This window comes from Bradyrhizobium sp. Arg237L (assembly GCF_029990105.1).
In the GTDB taxonomy this organism is placed as follows: domain Bacteria; phylum Pseudomonadota; class Alphaproteobacteria; order Rhizobiales; family Xanthobacteraceae; genus Bradyrhizobium.
The window spans coordinates 35,711-55,996 of sequence record NZ_JAQMIL010000007.1; the positions used below are offsets into that span (position 1 = coordinate 35,711).

19 protein-coding genes and 1 pseudogene are annotated in these 20,286 nt (G+C 61.4%); 12 read left to right on the forward strand and 8 right to left on the reverse strand.

Annotation, left to right across the window (positions count from 1 at the left end; genetic code table 11):
* Positions 1-115 precede the first annotated feature (115 nt).
* On the forward strand, positions 116-1,168 hold the full coding sequence (locus OZ411_RS05875) for a patatin-like phospholipase family protein (RefSeq protein WP_282527175.1): 1,053 nt from the start codon (positions 116-118) through the stop codon (positions 1,166-1,168).
* Positions 1,169-1,171: 3 nt separating this feature from the next.
* Here the strand turns inward: OZ411_RS05875 and OZ411_RS05880 are convergent, their stop codons facing one another.
* Complete coding sequence (locus OZ411_RS05880; RefSeq protein WP_130582172.1) at positions 1,172-1,600, reverse strand: CBS domain-containing protein; 429 nt, start codon at positions 1,598-1,600, stop codon at positions 1,172-1,174.
* A 199-nt stretch (positions 1,601-1,799) separates the two neighbouring features.
* Positions 1,800-2,597 carry a rhomboid family intramembrane serine protease gene (locus OZ411_RS05885; RefSeq protein WP_282527176.1) on the reverse strand — a complete coding sequence of 266 codons (798 nt, stop codon included), beginning with the start codon at positions 2,595-2,597 and terminating at the stop codon, positions 1,800-1,802.
* A gap of 435 nt (positions 2,598-3,032) precedes the next feature.
* Here OZ411_RS05885 and OZ411_RS05890 point away from each other — a divergent pair, with 435 nt between their 5' ends.
* Complete coding sequence (locus OZ411_RS05890) at positions 3,033-3,962, forward strand: class I SAM-dependent methyltransferase (RefSeq protein ID WP_282527177.1); 930 nt, start codon at positions 3,033-3,035, stop codon at positions 3,960-3,962.
* On the opposite strand, the gene OZ411_RS05895 is transcribed toward OZ411_RS05890, so the two are convergent.
* Entirely contained in the window at positions 3,920-4,924 is a 1,005-nt protein-coding gene (locus OZ411_RS05895; RefSeq protein ID WP_282527178.1) for an acyl-CoA desaturase, read from the reverse strand. The two genes, OZ411_RS05890 and OZ411_RS05895, sit on opposite strands and share 43 nt — an antisense overlap.
* A gap of 763 nt (positions 4,925-5,687) precedes the next feature.
* Between OZ411_RS05895 and OZ411_RS05900 the strand changes: the two genes are divergently transcribed.
* The gene (locus tag OZ411_RS05900) at positions 5,688-6,242 is read left to right on the forward strand and encodes a PAS domain-containing protein (RefSeq protein WP_130582176.1); all 555 of its coding nucleotides are present in this window, start codon (positions 5,688-5,690) and stop codon (positions 6,240-6,242) included.
* A gap of 63 nt (positions 6,243-6,305) precedes the next feature.
* Positions 6,306-6,749, forward strand: a complete 444-nt coding sequence (locus OZ411_RS05905) for a cupin domain-containing protein (RefSeq protein ID WP_130582177.1) — start codon at positions 6,306-6,308, stop codon at positions 6,747-6,749.
* Between the two features lie 188 nt (positions 6,750-6,937).
* On the opposite strand, the gene OZ411_RS05910 is transcribed toward OZ411_RS05905, so the two are convergent.
* The gene (locus tag OZ411_RS05910) at positions 6,938-7,327 is read right to left on the reverse strand and encodes a hypothetical protein (RefSeq protein WP_130582178.1); all 390 of its coding nucleotides are present in this window, start codon (positions 7,325-7,327) and stop codon (positions 6,938-6,940) included.
* A 257-nt stretch (positions 7,328-7,584) separates the two neighbouring features.
* On the opposite strand from OZ411_RS05910, the gene OZ411_RS05915 reads away from it, so the two are divergent.
* The 3 genes and pseudogenes from OZ411_RS05915 (at position 7,585) to OZ411_RS05925 (ending at position 11,750) form a co-directional block, all read left to right on the forward strand.
* Positions 7,585-8,736, forward strand: coding sequence for a DJ-1/PfpI family protein (locus OZ411_RS05915; protein ID WP_130582179.1), 1,152 nt, complete (start codon positions 7,585-7,587; stop codon positions 8,734-8,736).
* Between the two features lie 106 nt (positions 8,737-8,842).
* A pseudogene (locus OZ411_RS05920) lies at positions 8,843-11,186 on the forward strand (Orn/Lys/Arg decarboxylase N-terminal domain-containing protein).
* Between the two features lie 6 nt (positions 11,187-11,192).
* A complete protein-coding gene (locus OZ411_RS05925; RefSeq protein WP_282527179.1) occupies positions 11,193-11,750 on the forward strand; it encodes a GNAT family N-acetyltransferase in 558 nt (185 codons plus the stop codon).
* A 45-nt stretch (positions 11,751-11,795) separates the two neighbouring features.
* Here the strand turns inward: OZ411_RS05925 and OZ411_RS05930 are convergent, their stop codons facing one another.
* Together OZ411_RS05930 and OZ411_RS05935 are read right to left on the reverse strand one after the other, a co-directional pair.
* Positions 11,796-12,200, reverse strand: coding sequence for a hypothetical protein (locus OZ411_RS05930; protein WP_245476651.1), 405 nt, complete (start codon positions 12,198-12,200; stop codon positions 11,796-11,798).
* Between the two features lie 11 nt (positions 12,201-12,211).
* Positions 12,212-12,433, reverse strand: a complete 222-nt coding sequence (locus tag OZ411_RS05935) for a hypothetical protein (RefSeq protein WP_130582182.1) — start codon at positions 12,431-12,433, stop codon at positions 12,212-12,214.
* Positions 12,434-12,773: 340 nt separating this feature from the next.
* Here OZ411_RS05935 and OZ411_RS05940 point away from each other — a divergent pair, with 340 nt between their 5' ends.
* The gene (locus OZ411_RS05940) at positions 12,774-13,328 is read left to right on the forward strand and encodes a DedA family protein (protein WP_282527180.1); all 555 of its coding nucleotides are present in this window, start codon (positions 12,774-12,776) and stop codon (positions 13,326-13,328) included.
* A gap of 815 nt (positions 13,329-14,143) precedes the next feature.
* Here the strand turns inward: OZ411_RS05940 and OZ411_RS05945 are convergent.
* Positions 14,144-14,425, reverse strand: a complete 282-nt coding sequence (locus OZ411_RS05945; protein ID WP_282527181.1) for a hypothetical protein — start codon at positions 14,423-14,425, stop codon at positions 14,144-14,146.
* Between the two features lie 54 nt (positions 14,426-14,479).
* Positions 14,480-14,878 (reverse strand): hypothetical protein, encoded by a 399-nt coding sequence (locus OZ411_RS05950; protein WP_130584113.1) that lies wholly within the window; start codon positions 14,876-14,878, stop codon positions 14,480-14,482.
* A gap of 318 nt (positions 14,879-15,196) precedes the next feature.
* Between OZ411_RS05950 and OZ411_RS05955 the strand changes: the two genes are divergently transcribed.
* From OZ411_RS05955 to OZ411_RS05970, 4 genes are all read left to right on the forward strand, one after another.
* On the forward strand, positions 15,197-16,150 hold the full coding sequence (locus tag OZ411_RS05955; protein WP_282527265.1) for a tripartite tricarboxylate transporter substrate-binding protein: 954 nt from the start codon (positions 15,197-15,199) through the stop codon (positions 16,148-16,150).
* Between the two features lie 143 nt (positions 16,151-16,293).
* Positions 16,294-17,589, forward strand: a complete 1,296-nt coding sequence (locus OZ411_RS05960) for a protein kinase (RefSeq protein ID WP_282527182.1) — start codon at positions 16,294-16,296, stop codon at positions 17,587-17,589.
* The gene (locus tag OZ411_RS05965; RefSeq protein ID WP_282527183.1) at positions 17,586-18,719 is read left to right on the forward strand and encodes a UvrD-helicase domain-containing protein; all 1,134 of its coding nucleotides are present in this window, start codon (positions 17,586-17,588) and stop codon (positions 18,717-18,719) included. Before OZ411_RS05960 ends, OZ411_RS05965 begins: the two co-directional genes overlap by 4 nt.
* Before the next feature lie 7 nt (positions 18,720-18,726).
* The gene (locus OZ411_RS05970; RefSeq protein ID WP_282527184.1) at positions 18,727-20,214 is read left to right on the forward strand and encodes a hypothetical protein; all 1,488 of its coding nucleotides are present in this window, start codon (positions 18,727-18,729) and stop codon (positions 20,212-20,214) included.
* Positions 20,215-20,286 lie beyond the last annotated feature (72 nt).

Below are 20,286 nucleotides of genomic sequence, written 5' to 3' on the forward strand. Positions count from 1 at the left end.
TCAAGTCACAATCCCTCCCTACGCGCTATGCTGCTAGGGCATAAACCATGCATGCGAACGATTCTGGCGGCGCCTCGTCGCGGAGCCTAATCTCGCGGCGGCAGGAGAAGTCAGAGTGTTGGATAGCTGGATGGGCCGGAGCCAGAAGAGCGCCGATGGCTTCGACAAGCTAGGCCTTGGCGCCCAGCGGCGGCCCGTGATCGGGCTGGCACTGGGTGGCGGCGCCGCACGCGGTTTTGCCCATATCGGGATCGTCAAGACGCTGATCGCCCACGGCATCGTTCCGAATGTCGTGGTCGGCACGTCGATCGGCGCCGTGGTCGGCGGCGCCTACGCGGCCGGCCATCTCGATACGCTGGAGGCGTGGGCGCGCAGCCTGCAGCCCCGCAACATCTTCGGCTATCTCGATATCCGCCTGAACGGCTCGGGCCTGATCGGCGGTAGCAAGCTTGCCGCCGAACTGGAATCCGCGATCGGCCAGACCCAGATCGAGGATCTATTGGTGAAGTTTGCGAGCGTCGCGACCGAGGTGCGCACGGGCCATGAGATCTGGCTGACCCACGGCCGCGTCGTCGATGCGATGCGCGCCTCCTACGCGCTGCCCGGCATCTTCGCACCCGTGCTGGTCGGCGACCGCTGGCTGGTCGACGGTGCGCTGGTCAATCCGGTGCCGGTATCGGCGGCGCGCGCGTTCGGCGCGGAGATCGTGATCGCCGCCAATCTTTCAAGCGACGTGTTTAACCATTCCACGACGATCTATTCGCACGGCCAGCCGACCGAGGTCACCGTCGTGCCCGAAGTCGTTCCGGATCCCGTCCCGCCGAAGCGCCGCTTTGGCAAGTTTTTCTCGGCCGAGCGCACCATGAAGCGCGAATTCTTCGGCAGCAGCACGCGGCCGGGCATCTCGACCGTGATGGTGGACGCCTTCAACATCATGCAGGACCGCATCACGCGCGCGCGGCTCGCCGGCGATCCGCCGGACCTCTTGATCTCGCCGCGGGTCGGCAAGATCGGCTGGTTCGATTTCCATCGCGCCGATGAGCTGATCGCGCATGGCGTGCGTGCCGCCGAGCGTGCGATCGAGTCGATCCAGGAAGCAATCGACATCCTGGTGCCGCCGGCGACGACGACCGCCTCCGGCGCAGTCCCCGACGAGACCAAGGAATAGATTTCAGGCCGTCTTGATGTAGTCGCGCAGCGCTTCCTGCTCGGCTTCGTATTCCTGGACCCGGCGCTTGACGATGTCGCCGATCGAGATCAAGCCGACCACGCGGCCGTCCTCGAGCACGGGCAGATGGCGGAATTTTCCGAGCGTCATCATTTCCATGATGCCGGCAACGGTGTCGGACGGGCGGCAACTGACGACCTTCTGCGTCATCACCGCGCTGACGGGCTCATCGAGCGCGCCGGCGCCGCGCTCGCCAAGCACGCGAACAATGTCGCGCTCCGACAAGATGCCTTCGATGCCGCCTTCCTTCATGACCAGCACGGCGCCGATCTTGCGCTCACCGAGCGTCTTGATCGCATCGGTCAAGGTAACGTCCGGCGGGACGCTCGTGATCTGATGACCCTTGGAATCGAGAATGGAACGTACCGTCATTGCCGCCTCCTGAATCCCTGCCGCGCCCCGACCAGGAGGCGCGACATCGTTCGCGAGTCTTCAATCAACAGTTCCGCGCAGTTTTCGTTTCCGGCGCGGTGGGCAACAAGCGCGGCCATCATGCAGCGCAAGAGGCGGCAGCTTGCGTCACAGCTTTCAACCAATGATGGATGAAATCGCCCTAAGCCGCAAGCGGGGATCAGACCCGGTCGGGTCCGTCGGGCGACAACGCATCTGCAGCATGACGGCGTTCCCACGGCACCGGATCGAACAGCGAGAACAGCACGAGCCCTGCCAGAAACCCGCCGATATGCGCCTGCCAGGCAACGCTGGCGCCGTCGGCTCCGATCGCGATCGAGCCGATCCCGAAGATGAGATTGACGCCGAACCAGACCGCGAGAAAGGCGAGCACGCGAGCATCGCGCAGCGCGCGCGACAGGGACAGCGCCGGCACCTTTGCCGCCGCCTCCGCGTCGCCGCGGCTGAAGGAGAGGAAGCTGCCCTTCACGAAGGCAAAGCGGATCGCGGCCGCCATGGTGCCCGAGACGGACGCGGATGCACCGATCATCGGCGCGATCGCATGCTCATGCGTCAGGAGATGCGCGAGCGCGCCGACGGCCGCCGTGACCGCCATGAACAGATAGAAGCGCAACGCGCCGAACCGCCGCGCCAGCGCGCTGCCGAACGGCAACAGCCAGAGCACGTTGAAAATGATATGGGTGAGATTGGCGTGCAGCAGCGAATAGGTGACGAAGGTCCAGACCTTGGCGCCCTCGCCGCCGGGGAAGGTGATGTTGAGCAGCGTGGAATCGTAGCGCTTCGGAATGAAACCGAAGACGTCGATGGTCCAGTTTTCCCACTCCGGCGGCAGCAGCACGCGCAAGTGGATGACCGCGATCAGCGCGATGTAGGCGGTCAGCGCCGCGGGCAAGGTGAGGATCGGCTCGTGCGGACGATCCGGCGGCGCATCATGCGGAGGTTCAAACTGCGATTCCAAGGGACGGGCAACCTTAGCGCGGCGCGGATAGGCGATCAGCCCAGATAGGCGGCTTTGGCCGCATTGTGCAAGTGCACAAGCGGCAAGGAAAAAGAATAAGGGCGCGCCCTGAGAATGCTAGCCTATCCCTGAAATCATTTGACGATTCTGGAAAACCGGCCGTCTTGGCCCCGTTGAAATCCATTGAACGGACCGCATCTGGAAAGCCGAAACGGCTGAAATTCATAAAGACTATTGCGACGGGCGCCCCTTCGACATCGGCTGGGCAAAAAATTGTGTCCGAGGGGCCAAGGAGCCGATCGCTGCCTTCGCACAATGACCGTTTGGCTTCACCAGCGCTCATACCGCGCGCGATGGCCAAGCGGTTGCGGTTGGGGTATGAGCCGACCATAGTCTGGGGTACTCTCGTGAATGCCCTGATTTCCTGGAGTTGTGATGGCCAGCACTCGCGTAACCGACACCATTCTCGAAACGCCCGCGGCGGCAATCCCCAATCTGGGGGCGTCGAAAGCCGAGATTCAGGCCCACTACGACCGCGAGCCGCGACTTTACGAGCGGTTCCTCGGGCCCAATCTTGCGTATTCGGCTGGCATTTGGAACGAGCCCGGAAATCGCGACACGCTCGAGGCGGCGCAACTGCGCAAGCTCGATTGGCACATCGATATGTCTGGCACGGACAGCGCGCAGCGTGTGCTTGACGTCGGGTTCGGCTGGGGCAGCCTCGTCAAGCGGCTGATGGTGCGCAGACCAGACATCGACTATGTCGGCCTGACGCTTGCCGACAACCAGGCCCAGTACGTGCGGAGCTACGCCCCGCGGAACTTCGTGACCGAGATTTCGGCCTGGCAGGACTATCAGTCGAATCGCCCGTTCGACGCGATCGTGAGCCTCGAGGCGATGGAACACTTCACCGGCAAGACCGCGGATCGTCAGCAGCGTATCGAGGCCTACCGTCTGTTCTTCGAGTTCTGCGCTCGCACGCTCAGGGTCGGTGGCCGGGCTTCGATCCAGGTCAACGGTTGGGGCAACATCGAGCTCGGCAGCGAGGCCCGCCACATCAGCCAAAGCGGAATCGACGGTTTTTGGCTCGAAGGCAACTTGCCTCACGCCAGTGAGATGCTGCTCGCCAGCGAACGCTGGTTTGACCTCGTGCATCTCGAAGGAAAACCGCGCGATTACATCTACACGCTGCGAGCCTGGTTAAGGAATCTGCGGAACCAGGAGGCCGATCTGGTTGCGCTGGTAGGGCGCGAGATGGTGAGTGACTACATGCATAATCTCAAAACGTGCCTGGACGCCTATCTCGCCGGCGCCCTTACGCTCTATCGCTTGGTGCTCGAGCGCAAGGGATCGGTCGTCCGCTGAGCGGCCCGTGATGCAACAAGGTGCGGGGCAGGCACCCGCACCTTTGACGCCCAGCCCATGGCCTCGAAACCGCGCAGCACCCAATAGCCGGGGTCGATCTCGCCCCGGAAGAGCGCGAAGCTTGCCGACCACGGAAAGGCGTGATGATTGTTGTGCAGCCCCTCGCCGTTCATGGTGAGAGTGTTGACCAGCGCGCTGTTGCGGCTGTCCTCGCGTGTTTCAAAGCGCCGTCGGCCAAAGCGATGCGCGATCGAGTTCACCGCCCAGGTGCAATTGAGCTGCCAGAGCGTGCGCAGCGGACCGCCCGCGAAGAAGCCGGCCCAGAATCCATCCGCCGTCCCGTACCAAGCGAGACCGACGAAGCCGGGTATGATCCAACTGGCGGCGACCCACAGCCAATACCAACGATCAACCCAGCGAACGACCGGATCGCGGCGCAGATCGCGCACGTAGTCGACGTAGACGCAATAGACGTCGGACATCACCCATCCAACATGGCCCTGGAAGAAGCCTCGGATGGCGCCGACAATCCCGGCTCCGCGCGGGCGCGGCGAATGCGGATCGCCGGGCCGGTCGCTGTATCGGTGATGCTTGCGATGGATCGAGACCCACCCCAAGATCTGGCCCTGCATGGTCATCGCGCCAAGAATCCCGAGCGCTGCGGCGAGCGGCGCACGCGCGACAAAGGCGCGATGGCAGAACAAGCGATGGTAGCCGAGCGTGATGCCGAGGCCGGTGACGAAGGTCACGGACAGCAACAGCAAAGGCTCGAACCAGGTAATGCCGTGGACGGAGAACCACCATACGCCGGCGACGCTGCCCATCACCACCAAGACAAGACTGAAGATCGAGAGGACCTGCAGCAGCTCGATGCGCAGAACGGGACCCCTGGCCGTGCGGCCAATGACAATCGTCGGCGGCCACCGGCGCTCAGCGGCAGGATATATCTCCGGTGTGTCCATCGTGTGAGTGTTCGCATGAAGCGCGCTCGGTGTCACCCCGCTTTCCGCCGGCCGGTGTCGCGCTGTGCTCGCGACGACCTGTCGCAGGTTCCGGGTTTGCGCTACAGCTTCTTAGAATAACTTCAACTTGACGCTTGGCACTTCAAGCCGCGAATCACTCAACTCGGTGGGCCCTGGTCCGGAAGTGAGGATCAAACGCGGACAGTGCCTGCATCGGATTCGGAACAGGCCCTTCGTTGCCAGGGTTGTGTGGAGACACTCACGTTCCCCAACAGTGTCTTGCACCTGCTCCCCTGAGGCGCCGCACCGACGGCGCCTCCAAGGTGGAATACGGACCCAGGGTCGAGGCCAAGCCAGGGAAAAATCAAGCAGATAACGCCTCCTAAAGGCATTGAGGGCGGGCCCTGAGAAGGCCCGCCCTCTGCTGCTGTCGGGTCTTGTCGCGCCCAAGGGGAACGGGAGCACATCCCCACCCCTCCCCGCGCGATGACCTGATTGTTCGACGCCACCTGTGTACGGACCCGCCGGCCCCTGGAGAACGGCCGGCAAGAACGGGAATGAGCGGACAGTAGAGGGGCATGCGGGCCGCGCCAAGCTCATAGTTAATTTAACGTTAACACCGCAAAGCCGCCGGAAAGCCTGCGAAAACATGGCCGCGGCATGGACGCTGCAAAAGTTCCCCTGCACTACTGAGAATGAATGCGCTTGCGCAAAACCGGGACAGATGTGTCCCGGCGCGGCAAGCGCGAGGCAAGGTTCTTGAATGAAGCATCCGGGAAGCCGCGAATTCTTCGCTTACTGGGACAAGACGCGTGGCAACGCGCGCGCGCCCGATCGCTGCGACCTCGATCCCGAGGCCGTTCGCGAGCGGCTCGGCGACATTTTCGTGCTGTCCTACGGGCATGAAGCGGGCTTTCCCTTTCGCGTCGCCGGCACGCGCGTCTGCGCCCTGCTCGGCCGCGACCTCAAGGACAAGAGCTTTGCGGCGCTGTTCACCGGTGAGAGCCGCCGCCAGATCGAAGACATCGTCGCCTTTGTCGCCGAGGAGATGCTGCCCGCCGTCGCCGGCGTCACGGCTTCGAGCCAGGCGGGCACGCCGGCGCATCTCGAATTGCTGCTGCTCCCCTTCAACAACCGCGCGCATGTGCCGGTGAGCCTCACCGGCCTGCTCGCACCGTTCGAGAGCGTCGCGACCGCGCTCTCCGATTTCAAACTAACCTCGTGGCGCTATCTGCATCCGCCGGAAAGATTTGTGCCGCGTGCGCTGCGAAAGCTCGCGATCGCGCGCGGATTCATGGTCTATGAGGGACTGCGGTAACCGCTGACGCCGCTGCGCGATCCGGCTATCATCCCTTTGGTTCAACGAAACCGGAGGAACGCCATGGACGCTGCGACGCCGCAGGCGCATCAGACCGCCGATACGCATTCCCATCTCGTGCGCCCGCAGGAAATGGAGTGGCAAAAGACCCGCTTCCCCGGCTGCGAGGCCAAGACGCTGCTGTTCGACCGCAACACCGGATTGATGACAGCCTTGATGCGCTTTGCGCCTGGTACGGTGCTGCCCGACCACGAGCACGTCAATATCGAGCAGACCTATGTCCTCGAAGGTTCGCTCGTCGACAAGGAAGGCCCGGCGCAGGGCATTGCCGCGAACGCAGGCGAGTTCATCTGGCGCGAAGCCGGCAGCCGCCACGTCGCCTGGTGCCCCGAAGGCGGATTGATCCTCGCGATCTTCCAGGTGCCGAACCAGTTCTTCGAGGCCGACGGCCGCGTCGTCGACGCGGCTGGTGCGGACTGGGACGAGGCGTGGGGACACACGAAATAACGGCCCGCCGACTTCTTTGCGCCCCCGCGGGAGGCAGGCGTGCAAGCCAGCTAGAGCATGATCCGGAAAAGCGGATACCGGTTTTCCCTCGCGACAAACGCGAAGCGTTTGCGCGGAGATCATGCTCAAACAAAAGGCGGATCATGCTGCGCTGATCCGCCTCTCGCGTTATCTCGAGCTCAACCTCATCAGGGTTGCACAAGATGCCAGGCGCCGTTGAGGAAGCCGTCGCCGGTGATATCGCCGGGCTTCTGGTCCTTGGCGAAAGTGTAAAGCGGCTTGCCCTTGTAGGCCCACTGCTTGGAGCCATCGTCACGGGTGATGATGGTGTAGCCCTCGCCCGCCTTGTCGCTCGCCTCAGCCTTCAGGACCGGCCAGTTCGTTGCGCACGGGCCATTGCAGGCAGACTTGCCATCGGCGTCCTTGTCAAAGGTATAGAGGCTCATGCCCTTCGCGTCCGTCAGCACAGTTCCCTTCGTCGTGGAGCCGGTCTTGGTCGGCGGTGCGGCGAGCGCCGTGGAGACCGTCGCCAGGGAAATGGCGGTGGCGAGTGCGAAACCAATCGATGCGATCTTCATGATAGCTCCTGTAAGGAAATAGCTTGCATGAGTAGGACATGCTGCGGCGCGTTCTATTCCGCCGGAGAGCACGAAGAATTTTTTCGCAATGTTTGCCTGACGCGGGGAATAATTCGGCAAGTGGCTTTCGACCGAAGCTCACCGATCCAGCCCTGTCCCCGTGTCGGTTTTTGCCGGATCTGCGTCATTTCGCGCCGCGGCGTGAGAAGATAGGTTGCGCAGCGAGTGCGAGGTGAATTCGTAGAGCGACGCAGGCAATGAACTGGCGGCTTCTCGCGTGGGGCGGTCTTGCCGCTGCCGCGCTTTTCTTGATCATTGGTGGCGGCTGGCTTCTGACGCTGCCCTCGCGAGCTGCGCTTGGAAACATGCCGCCGATCGCAAGCCAGGAGGCTGACGCCACCATCGCGGCGTTGAAGCCGCCGAAGCGGCAGCGGCCGCTGATCGCGATTGTCGGCATCAACGATCAGACCGAGACCACCGACTATCTGATGCCCTATGGCATCCTCAAACGCGCCGATGTCGCCGACGTGGTGACGCTTGCGACGGGACCCGGACCGGTGACGCTGTTTCCGGTGCTGAAAGTCGAGCCGGATGCCACCATCGCGGCGTTCGATGCGCAACATCCCGATGGCGCCGACTATGTCATCGTCCCCGCCATGAGCCGTGACGACGATCCGGTCGTCGTGCAATGGATCAGGCAGCAGGCGCAAAAAGGCGCCGTCGTCATCGGCGTCTGCGTCGGCACCATGGTGGTCGCCAGCACCGGATTGCTCGACGGCAAGCGGGCGACCACGCATTGGTACTCGCTGAAAGACCTGCGCGAGAAGCATCCGGCGATCCACTACATCAGGGATCGCAGGATCGTGGTCGACCAGGGCGTTGCGACCACAACGGGGATCACGGCTTCGATGCCGATGTCGCTCACGCTGATCGAAGCGATCGCCGGCCGCGAGAAGGCGCAAGCCGTCGCCCGCGACATCGGCCTGCCCCATTGGGATGCCCGCCACGACAGCGGCGCGTTCCAGTTCACGCGGCCGTTCGCGCTCACGGCGATCGGGAACACGCTTGCCTTCTGGAACAAAGAGCAGCTCGGCATCGCGCTGGCGCCCGGCATCGACGAAGTGTCGCTCGCGCTTGCAGCCGACGCCTGGTCGCGGACCTATCGTTCGCGCACCGTGACCTTTGCCGCGACGGCGGAGGCACAGCCGAGCCGCAACGGCCTGCGCATCCTGCCCGATCAGGTCGCGACGCAGTGGCCCGCCGAGCGATTGCTGCAACCGGTCGGGTCACTGCCGCCGGCACAGGCGCTGGACCAGACGCTGCAGCGGATCGAGGCACGCTACGGCGGGCGAACGGCCGATTTCGTCGCCATGCAGCTCGAATATCCGAGGCAAGGCCCACCGAATTGAAGCGGCATCGGCCCGCCCGGCCATCATTTTTCCCTCACTGGGTCCACCGTCATCTGCCTGTCACGAAATGTGCCGACTTCTCGCTCGGACCATTCCGAGGACACCGATGGACTATTTCCGACGCTTCACCTTCCTGTTCGCGGCGCCCGTATTCGATCCGGAGGATCTCGAGGGCATCCGCTTCAACCAGATCATCGACGAGATCCAGCGCTCCGGCTTCGAGGTCGTGCGCGCCCGCAAGCTCGAGGATGCCGAGATCGCGGTGCAGACCGACGCGGCGATCGGCTGCATGGTGGTCGACTGGGGCAAGAAGGGGCTGGAGGGCAAGACCGCGTCGCTGATCAATTTGATGCGGCGGCGCGGGCTCGACTTCCCGATCATCCTCTTGATCCGCCGCAAGCGGTTCGAGGACCTGCCGGTCGAGGTGCTCGACTTCATCGACGGCTATGTGTTCCTGTCGGAGGAAACGCCGCCGTTCATCGCCAAGAATTTGATCAGCCGGCTGAAGCAATATGCCGAGACGCTGAAGACGCCGTTCTTCGGCGCGCTGGTCGACTATGCCGAGGAAGGCAACCAGCTCTGGACCTGCCCCGGCCACAATGGCGGCGTGTTCTACAGCCGCAGCCCGATCGGACGCGTGTTCGTCGAGCATCTCGGCGAAGCCGTGTTCCGCGACGACCTCGACAATTCCGTGCTCGACCTCGGCGACCTGCTGACTCACGAGGGGCCGGCGCTGCGGGCGCAGAAGGAAGCCGCCAGGATCTTCGGCGCGGAGAAGACCCGGCACCTCCACGTCCAACAAGGTCGCGCTCGGCTCGCTGGTCACAGACGGCGACCTCGTGCTGTTCGACCGCAACAACCACAAGGCCGCCCACCACGGCGCGCTGCTGCTCGGCGGCGGCATCCCGGTCTATGTGCCGACCGTTCGCAACGCCTGGGGCCTGATCGGGCCGATGCGCTGGGACGCGCTGGACGAGGCCGCATTGCGCGAGCGCATCCGCAACCATCCGCTGGTCAAGGACAAGGATGCCTGGAAGAGGCCCCGCCCCTTCCGCGTCGCCGTGGTCGAGCAATGCACCTATGACGGCACCATCCACAGCGCGGAGATGATCCTCAAGCGCATCGGCCATCTCTGCGACTACATCCTGTTCGACGAAGCCTGGGCCGGCTTCATGAAGTTCCATCCGATCTATGCTGGCCGCTTCGCAATGGGCCTCGCCGACCTCGGCCCGGAGGCGCCCGGCATCATTGCGACGCAATCGACACACAAGCAGCTCGCGAGCTTCTCGCAGGCCTCCCAGATCCACGTCCGCGACCGCCACATCAAGGGCCAGAAGCGCCGGGTCGAGCATCGGCGTTTCAATGAAAGCTTCATGCAGCACGCCTCGACCTCGCCATTCTATCCGCTGTTCGCCTCGCTCGATGTCGGCGCGCAAATGATGAAGGGCCGCTCCGGCGAGGTGTTGTGGGACGACACGATCCGGCTCGGCATCGAGCTGCGCAAGAAGATCCGCGCCACCCGCCGCGAGTTCGAGGAGAACGAAGCCCGCCCCGAGCGGCGCTGGTTCTTCGAGCCGTTCGTGCCGGACCGCGTGATGATTCCGGATGTCGCGCGTGAAGGCGGGGCGCACAATGTCGCCTGGGAAACCATCTCCACCGACCAGCTCGCGACCAACCCGGCGTTCTGGCAGCTCCAGCCCGGCGATAGCTGGCATGGCTTCCCCGAGATGACGGCGGACTTTGCCATGACCGATCCGAACAAGCTGACGCTGCTCACGCCCGGATTCGATCACGCCACCGGCGCCTATGCCGACCACGGCATTCCCGCGCCGGTGGTGGCGCAATATCTGCGGGAGAACCGGATCGTCGCCGAGAAGAACGACCTCAACTCCCTGCTCTTCCTGCTCACGCCCGGCGTGGAGGCGAGCAAGGCGGGGACGCTGATCTCGGGGCTCGTCGCCTTCAAGAAATTGCATGACGACAATGCGCTGCTCGAGGACGTCATCCCCGAATTCTTCCGCCGCAGGCCCGCCCGCTATGCCGGCGTGCGCCTGCGCGACCTCTGCGGCGACATGCACCGCTTCTTCCGCGCAGCCGATGTGAGCGCGCTGCAGCGCAAGCAGTTCCTGCCCGAGCACCTGCCCGAGATTGCGATGTCGCCACGCGAAGCATCACGCTACCTCGTGCGCAACGACGTCGACTATCTCCCGATCGGCGAGGTCTCGGGCCGCATTGCCGCAACGCCGTTCGTGGTCTACCCGCCCGGCATCGCCACCATCGTGCCGGGTGAACGGTTGTCGGAACAGACCCGGCCGATGATCGACTACTTGAAGATGTTCGAGGCATCCTTCAACGCGTTCCCGGGCTTCGAGGTCGAGATCCAGGGCGTCTACAAGGAGATCGACGAGGCGGGGCGCGTGCGCCTGTTCACCTACGTGATTTCCGAGTGACGGCCGATGAACGAAGAGCGGATCATCGTCAGGCCGTCGCGCGAGGCCGATGTCGAGGCCATGCTGTCGATCTACCGCCGCCACATCCGGCGCGGCGTCGACGACAGCGTCGAGGACAGCGGGGTGCCGGAGCCGGACGATTTCCGCGACCGGCGCAAGAATTTCCGCAACCATCGCCTGCCTCATTTTGTTGCGACCCGTGACGGCGAGGTGGTCGGCTATGCGTATGTGGTGCTGTTCCGGAAGCGGCCGGCCTATCGCTATGCGGTAAAGCATTCGATCTATGTCCGTCACGACCAGGTCGGCCGCGGCATCGGGCGCCTCCTGCTCGGCGAACTGATCGACGCGTGCGCGGCGGCCGGCTTTCGCCAGATGATCGGCTATATCGACAGCGACAACGCGGCCTCGCTGGCGCTGCACGAGCGTTTCGGCTTTGCCCGCGTCGGGCTCTTGCCCGGCGTCGCCTATCGCTTCGGCCGCTGGGCCGACACCGCGATGGTGCAACGCTCGCTCGGCCCCGGCACCACCGCGCCGCCGCCACCAGCCCCATTGTCGCGACGGTAAGAGCCGCGACGGTAAGAGCCGCGACGCTAAGCAGCGACAGCCCGGCTATGTCGGCCGCCAGCGGACCGGGAAGCTTCGCGCCACAGCAAGCGCCGAGCGCTCGTTGGCCTCGAGCGCGATTTTTTGCGCCAGCATGACGTCGCCGGCCACCAGCGTGTCCCGGGGCACAAAACACCAACCCGCATGCAGCCGGCCGAGCTCGTCCAATTCATAGATGTTCATGCCGGTGCCGTGGCGGATCCGGTAGCGTCTGCCAGAGTGGCAGCCGACCACGTCGAAATAGCCGCTCGTCTCATACTGCACGAGCTGCTCGGGCGTCAGCCATTCCTTCAGCAGCGCCAGACCGCGCGACTGGCTGTCATCCAGTACGCAATATTCGACGAACCGCCGCCAGGCCGCGCGCGAGAGCCGCGCGGCCTCGGCGAACGCCCGCGACAGCCTGCCGGACATGATGGACCGGCCTAGCCGCCGACAAGTCGCGGATAGAACAGCGTCTCTTCGGCGTTCGGATCGAAGGAACGGACCACGGTCGGCTGCCCCGACACGTCCCGCACCGCAGCGGTGTAACCGCTCTTCATCAATGCGTCGAAGCGCAATTGCGCTTCGCGCAAGGCCTTCTCGTCGGCGGGATTGAAATTGTGCCGGCTGTCGCCAGTGTGATCCATCACGATTTGCGTCGCCATCCCCGCACTCCCTTGCTGGATGAAACTGCAAAACTAATGAGAGATTAGGGCGAAAGTTCCGGCTGCGCCAGCGCAAAGTCGTGAAGGCTGGCCTGCATCTTTCGCTTTCGCACGTCGGCATGATAGCCTCAATTTTAGCCACCGTCGAACCTGATGTTGCGCACCGCCTTATAGTGGTGACGGATTTGTGGCTTGATGAACGGCGACACTTCGGGATGCGCCGCCTTGATCGGCTCTCCAGCGCCTCGACGCAGCGCTCGGTGTCGGGCGTGCGCAATTCGCCGGAAAATCCCGGGCTGAGTGGTGGTATCGGCGAAGGCGGATCGGAAGCGGCGGTACGATGTCCCTCGAAGAATCCGCCCGGCATGTCGTCGAGTTCGTCAGGGATCACCGCGCGTGGGCGGCGCCGATCGTGTTTGCGCTTGCCTTCGCGGAATCGCTCGCCTTCCTCTCGCTCGTGGTGCCGGCCTGGGCTGTGCTGGTCGGCATCGGGATGATGATGAGGTCCGGCGGCATCGCCTTCCTGCCGATGCTCGCCGCCGGCGCGCTGGGTGCTGCATTCGGCGACTGGCTGTCCTACTGGATCGGCAGCAAGTTCGATCATGCGATCGCCAGGATGTGGCCGTTCTCGCGGCATCCCAATCTCCTGGTGCACGGCGAGGCCTTCCTCAAGAAATGGGGCGTGCTCGCGATCTTCATCGGCCGCTTCTCCGGCCCCTTGCGCGCCTCGGTGCCGATCGTCGCCGGAATGCTGCGGATGCCGCAGCAGCCGTTCCAGATCGCGAATTTCGTCTCGGCGTTTGTCTGGGTCGCGGTGCTGCTGCAGCTCGGCGACATCGGCGGGATCGCGTGGGCGTGGCTGTGGGAGCATGTGCTGCAGCGGGTTTGGCGGTGAGCGGCGCGCGAGCAAGCGCTTGCGCTTGAGACCGTAGGGTGGGCAAAGGCGCACTTGCGCCGTGCCCACCATCCGGTCCCGTGCTCGCGATGATGGGCACGCTTCCGCCTTCGCTCGTTGAGCTACGGCGGACAAGTCGCTTTGCCCACCCTACAGCTTGCACCGCTGTCGTCCCCGCGCAGGCGGGGACCCATAACCACAGGGAGTTGTTGTGGTGCGAGCAAGCGGTTGCAGTGAAGCACATACAAAGGCCCGTGGTTATGGGTCCTGGCCTTCGCCAGGACGACGGCGTCATTGCGAGCGGAGCGAAGCAATCCACCTCTCCACAAGCGGCGCTATGGATTGCTTCGCTACGCTCGCAATGACGGGGTTGGCTTCTCATTCATGTGTCAGACAGCGTGGGGATGTGAGTTTGCGTTCTCGCGGCGCTTTGCGTCCGAGCTTTGCGTCTCGTTTCACCCTCTTCGATATCAGAGGGCGCAGGGAAAGCCGGGTGCTGGTTGCACCCGTGGGTCCCGTGCAAAAAAAGCACGGGGGTAGGACCACAGGTTCAACCGAAGCATTCCGGCTTTCCCTGCGCGATGGTGTTACGGCTTATTTCGTGCTCTCCCCGGTGACCGGGCTTTCTTGCCACCGTCGTCCGCGGCAGCTCTTGCTGCTCGCGTACTTAGCGCCAGCGTCGGGGCGCCAGGACCACACGACTTCGCCGTCCGCTGATGTCACGCTCGTCAGTCGCAACGTCAGCGTCCACCGCATCTCACCGCAACGTTCGTGACGATCGCGATCCGCCCCTCATCTGGGTGAGACGCGCGGAGTTAAATCACTGATTTGCCCGACGGCGAAAGCGGAATATTTTTCGCAACAGGGATGGACAGACTTTCGACTGATTTGCCCGACGGGCACTTTTTGCATGGCTCGAGAAAATTGCTGACGTGTTTGGAACGTCGCCGCTGCAGCCGCAGTTGAAGGTCAACGCGCTGGGCAGGCCTGAAGCGCGATGAGAAGATGATGCGGTTCAGCTTCTGACGGCCGACCGGAAATATCGCGATCGGCCAGAGCATTTCCCGCTCGTGACCCCGAACGGACATCAGGCTCACGCCCAGAGCCGCTCCCCCTGCCGAACTCGCATAGCGCGCAGAGCCGATCGGACTTCACATCGCGCAGCGAACATAGGGCATTTCCACCGGCACCGGCTGCTTGGAGCTGAGGGTGATCTTATTTTCTCCGGAGATTTTCACGTCGAACTCTACGTCCGAAACCGCGACCCCGTCCGAGCACGACGCAATCATTCGCACATTCGATCCGTCATCGTGCAACGACTTGACAGTGCATTTCTCAAATGTGCCGGTTATCTGCCTTCCCTGCACGATTATGCCGCCCGCGTGGAGATCAGCATCTGGCTTGAAAGCAAGCCTGTTATTCTCTTTGGTAAACACGTCACCGCAGGCCGAGGCGTCGATCGTCCAAGCTCCGTTCAAATCCGCAGCCTGGGTCGCGGCCGATAGCGTGACGAGAAGGACTGACAGCACCAACCGATTGAAGGTTCTCATGGAAACTCTCCGATTCAATGGTCAACAGGTACCGTTCGATCGAACGTGGAATTGTCGCCAAATCGGTCTCTTCGACGCGGACGGGCCTGGCACCCCGACGTGGCTCTTCGGATCGCCTTTGCGCAGCATCCGAGTGCGACGACTTGGCGGACCTTTCGTTGATCTAAGTCAATAGGTTCTGCGGAGCACTTGTCTCCTCCGGGCAGCCCGCCGTACCGCGCGACATCTTTCGCTTTTGTGCGGCAGCGCAAAACGTGTAGAGATGCGCGACCAAAGAAGAACAAGCTCAAAGGGAGGCACGAGTTGAAACGACTGGCCATGATTGCCGCTGTGCTCGCGATGGTAAGCTCAGTGGCCTCCGCGCAGACCTATCCGGCCCGACCCATCACCCTGCTGGTGCCGTTTGCGGCTGGCGGGCCGACCGACACGGTGGCGCGGATGACGGCGCAATCGATGTCGAAACTCCTGGGCCAGACCATCGTCGTCGAGAACGCCACCGGCGCCGGCGGCACGATCGCGACCGCGCGCGCCGCCCGCGCCGAGCCCGACGGCTATACGCTGCTGGTCCATCACATCGGCATCTCGACGGCGGCAACGCTATACCGCAAGCTGCCCTACGACACCAAGACGGCGTTCGCGCCGATCGGCCTCGTCACCAACGCGCCGATGACCATCATCGCCCGGCCCGACCTGCCGCCGAACAATCTCGCCGAGTTGATCACCTACATCAAGACGAACGGCGACAAGATGACCTTCGGCAACGCGGGCCTGGGCGCCGCCTCGCATCTCTGCGGCATGCTGTTCATGACCGCGATCGACAAGCAGGTGCTCACCGTGCCCTACAAGGGCAACGCCCCCGTGATGAACGACCTGATCGCAAAACAGATCGACCTCACCTGCGACCAGACCACCAACACCACAGGCCCAATCGCCTCCAAGCTCGTGAAGAGCTACGCCATCACCACCAAATCCCGCCTCGCCTCCATGCCCGACCTGCCCACCGCCGACGAAGCCGGCCTGAAGGGCTTTGAAGTCGGCGCCTGGCACGGCCTCTACGCGCCTAAGGGCACGCCCGACGAGATCGTGCGAAAACTATCCAAGACCCTGCAGGAAGCCCTGCGCGACCCCGACCTCGTGAAGCGCTTCAACGAGATCAACACCGAGCCGGTGGCGCAGGACGAAGCCACGCCCGAAGCGCTGAAGGTGAAGCTGGTGAGCGAGGTGGATCGGTGGAAGCCGATCATCGAGGCGGCGGGGCAGTTCGCGGATTGAGGTAACGTAGGGTGGGTTAGCGAAGCGTAACCCACCAATCCTCTCACTAACGCGCGGCGGATTCGCCACTGCATTTGCTTGTTCACAGAAATAGTGCCCAAATCTATTGGCTCTACTCCTGGTTGCCCATTATACATCAACTCATGGATTTGACACTCACGCAACAGATCGCAGCACAACTGTGCCGCGATCTGAATTGGCAAGGCCTAGAATTCATTGACGCAGGCAACTCGGGGGCCGTGTTTAGCATCAACCATCCAAAGCATGGTCCCGTCGCGCTGAAAATTTACGACCCGGCCTATTTTAAGGGGGACAACGCCCTAATCGAGGAAAATCGGATAAGGCTGCAGGAACAACTTCGATCCCACGGCAATCCACACTTGATTGATGTTTTGGAAGTGGGCCACGTCGCCGAAGCTAACACTTGGTACCTGCTTATGGAGTTATGCTCCTGGCCCAACCTAGAAAAGTGCCTCCCATTGATCCGAGACGATCATGTCGAAGAACTGCTAGGGCAACTAGTCGATGCGGTGCAATTTTTGCAGGGCAAAGGCCTCGTTCATCGAGACATCAAGCCCGCGAACATCGCAGTTAATGCAACCTTCTCCCATCTAAAGCTTCTGGATTTGGGAGTGCTAAGGCGAATTGAGCACACGGAAGGCAACGGCACCGATCAGATTGAGACAAGGAGATTCGTCGCAACCGCTCAGTACAGCCCACCCGAATACCTCACGCGCGACGAACTCCCGGGTGCCGAAGGATTTGAAGCCCTCAACATATACCAAGTGGGCGCTGTATTGCACGATCTGATTATGAAAACATCGATCTTTCGCGAAGAGGCAGCCACTTCAAATAAGTACATCCTCTATAAGGCAATCACGTCGAAACAACCCTTGATCGTCAATCCCAATCTACCCCCGAGACTAATTTCGCTCTGCAAGGCCGCGCTCTCGAAGGATCCCAAGGATCGCATCCGACGCGCATCGCTTGCACAGCTCGCGACACGTAGCGACAGCACAGAGGACATAAGGAAGAGGCTGACTATTTCCCGCGCGAAGATTGAGAATCGTAGCGCGCCTTCTGTCATGATTTGGCAAACGCATGTTCGCAATTGGTTGCGAGATGCGGCAATGAAGGAGAAGACGACATTAGGGCCGCACAAACTTAAAGCCAAGAATTGCAAGAATGGCCTAGCATGGACGTTGTCCTTCTCGTTAAGTGACAGCGAACTGCTTGTCGCTCTGGCACCATCCCTCGACAATTCTCACCTCGTTCTTTCGCTATCAGCCGGCCTGCCGGAAGAACTCACGATACCGGTGTTAGAAATTTTTGAAACCGGACCACAGATTGAAACGGTGGAGGTAATACAACAGCTCTCGAGCAATATTTTGTATTTGCTAGACCTTTGTTCTGTGATGGATGCAGGCAAGATATCATGAACGAGACATGGTGGCTAAATCCAAGCCAGCTAGACGACTCCCAGAAGGCGATTCTACTCGAGAAACCGGAGACTCAGCTGCTCATTGTCGGCCCCCCCGGTTCGGGCAAGACCAATCTCTTAGTACTTCGTGCCAACTACGTAAGGTCAGTTGCGCCCAGAATTTTGCTGCTTACCTTCACTCGCACTCTGAGCGAGTTCTTAAAATCGGGACCAAACATTGGTCGAGGCGATCAAATTCGAAGCGACGAAATTAAGACTTTCATGGCCTGGGCGCGACAGATCATACGCGATAATGGAGCTGACATTCCTGAATCGACGAGCGATTTCGAGGCCCATCGAATTGCAATCGCAGAAACCGTTCTGGAGGTTATCAGCACTCAGAACCTCGGCAAGTTATACGACGTGATCTTCGTAGACGAGGTTCAGGATTTTCTAGAACTCGAACTTCAGATCATCCGCAGATTGGCGCACCGCATAAATGCCGCGGGTGACTCACGACAACGAATATTTAAACCCCGCGAGGGACTGCCCACGACTACGGGAATGGTCGATCGTCTAGTGACACTGGAACAGCACTATCGGATTGGGATCAAAATTTGCGATTTCGCCGATCAAATACTGCCACCTAAAGCGGGCGACGCCCCTCTTTCAGAGGGATGCAATTACGATGAGGAGGCCCGCCCTTCGTCAGTATTTCCAATCTATTCGGTCGATCAGGAAGCACAGTTCGATGAATGTATCGACCAAATCAAAGAGCAAAGGCGTTACATAACGGACGAACCCATCGGGGTCTTGACAATCAACTCGGATACTCGCGATCAGTTTTGGGATCGGCTGATGCAACGGGGGGAGTTGGCGGGCATTTGTATTCGACAGCGCCAGGAAGAGTATCAGCCCTTTGGTCCGGACAGCGCTGTGCGCATAATGACAGTAGCCTCTGCCAAGGGATCAGAGTTTCGGGCTGTTCATCTCTTGGAAGCTGAGAACTATAGACCCAGCTCGCGGGAGCTTGCATTTACTGCAGTAACAAGAGCGAAAACAGAGGTTATCCTTCACCACACAAAGTCAATGCATGGGCATATGAATCCTCCGAGCGGGAAGCTGCCAACAATAGACGACGTTTTTTGAGGTCCTTATGTCCACGATCATTCACTCAAAGGTCTTAACGAGGGAGGGACTGACTAGCGGATTTGTGAACGCTGGGCGAACCGACCTTCAGGAGACGCGCGTATCCGATTTGGCGGAGCTACGGGTCCCGGAGCGCGGCGCGATCGTGGGTAAATGGCGAAGGGACGCCGATCCTTTCCCAGACATTTTGGTCGTAAGGGACAGGGATCTTTCTGATACACACGCTTGGCTGGCCGCATTCTTTTCGTCGCTTTCTCCAATTTCACAGTGGTGCCGAATTATGCCGCAATCCGACCTTGCGAACCTCGCAGCTTCGAGCGAGAGACCGGCGCTCGACGGGCGGATGGGTGGCTGGATCGGGGCCATTCTTGCCGAATGCAGCGTGCAAGGCGGTCAGAACGTCAACCTAAAGGAACTCTCGGGTATAGCCGCGCTCACAAGCTCAACCTTCGCAGCCGCGCGTGGCATAGCTGTCTGGGGGGATCGATGCGATCTAAAGGAAATTGGAATACGACACGATCACCTGAGTGCAAAGCTCCGAGACGGACACCGCCCACTCTCTGCTACGCAGCTTTTGCCAATCTGGCTTACGCTAAATGGCTACGTCGACGCTCTTGACAAGAATCCAGATAGACGGCGAGCCCTCGCTCCGTTCGTGGCCCTGTTCGATCGGATCCTACGGCAAAGCAGCATAAGTGCCGATGGTATCGCGGACGTGGTAGCCACCGCGGCAGATCACTTCCGCATTCCCCAGATTGCGGACTGCTCACGCGGACCTCAGTCCGACCGCGTTCGTGCTCTTGACCAACTGATTCAAGACGTAGCGAGAGACAGCAATACGTTCTCGAACGATGCGCTGGTTGGATTTGCTGCCAGCTTAATTGACCCTGGAATGGCTATATTGCCCGAGCTGTTGCGCAAATACTCGGGACGGTTTCCTTTGGCACCGATCTGGCTTGGAGCATTTGCAGGATGTTGGTCCTCCAGCCGAACGCTCACGGATCACGGCGGCCTAGGCCGGCTGATCGCAAAGGCGCTCCTGTCAGAAAGCGATTTGAGCGAGAAGCCCCAGTGCGACATCTCCTACGACGAAATTTCTCGATGGCTGGATGGCGTGACGCCTTCCAAGCTTCCTCTGCGTGGAATGGCTTCGCGATCCTTGAATATAGAAATTTCCTTGGGAGTCACTTGCCCATTTGCAGTTGGCCGAAGCGACACCGCTAAATCAGAAACAAGCACAGCACCACAACGAAGGGAGGAGCAATCCCAAGCATTTGTGGAATCTCAAAGAGCAAGAGGATCCAGTAGCTCAGCACAAGTAGCCTTTCTGGCACGTTCGTTAGACGTCCTTACCAGACGTGTAGATGGCCTAGAACGATACGTCGCGTCCGAAGTGGAGTTGAAACGGAAGATTGCTTCTGAGAACCAACAGCATGACCTATTGAGCAGACTGCAGCGGCCGGACGAAGTTTCTAAGCCTTCCAAGAAAAAATAGGCTGCTTCGAGCGAGCGAGAGGATTCGGGGCGCACCTCGTAGGGCGGATCAGCCGAAGGCGTAATCCGCCGC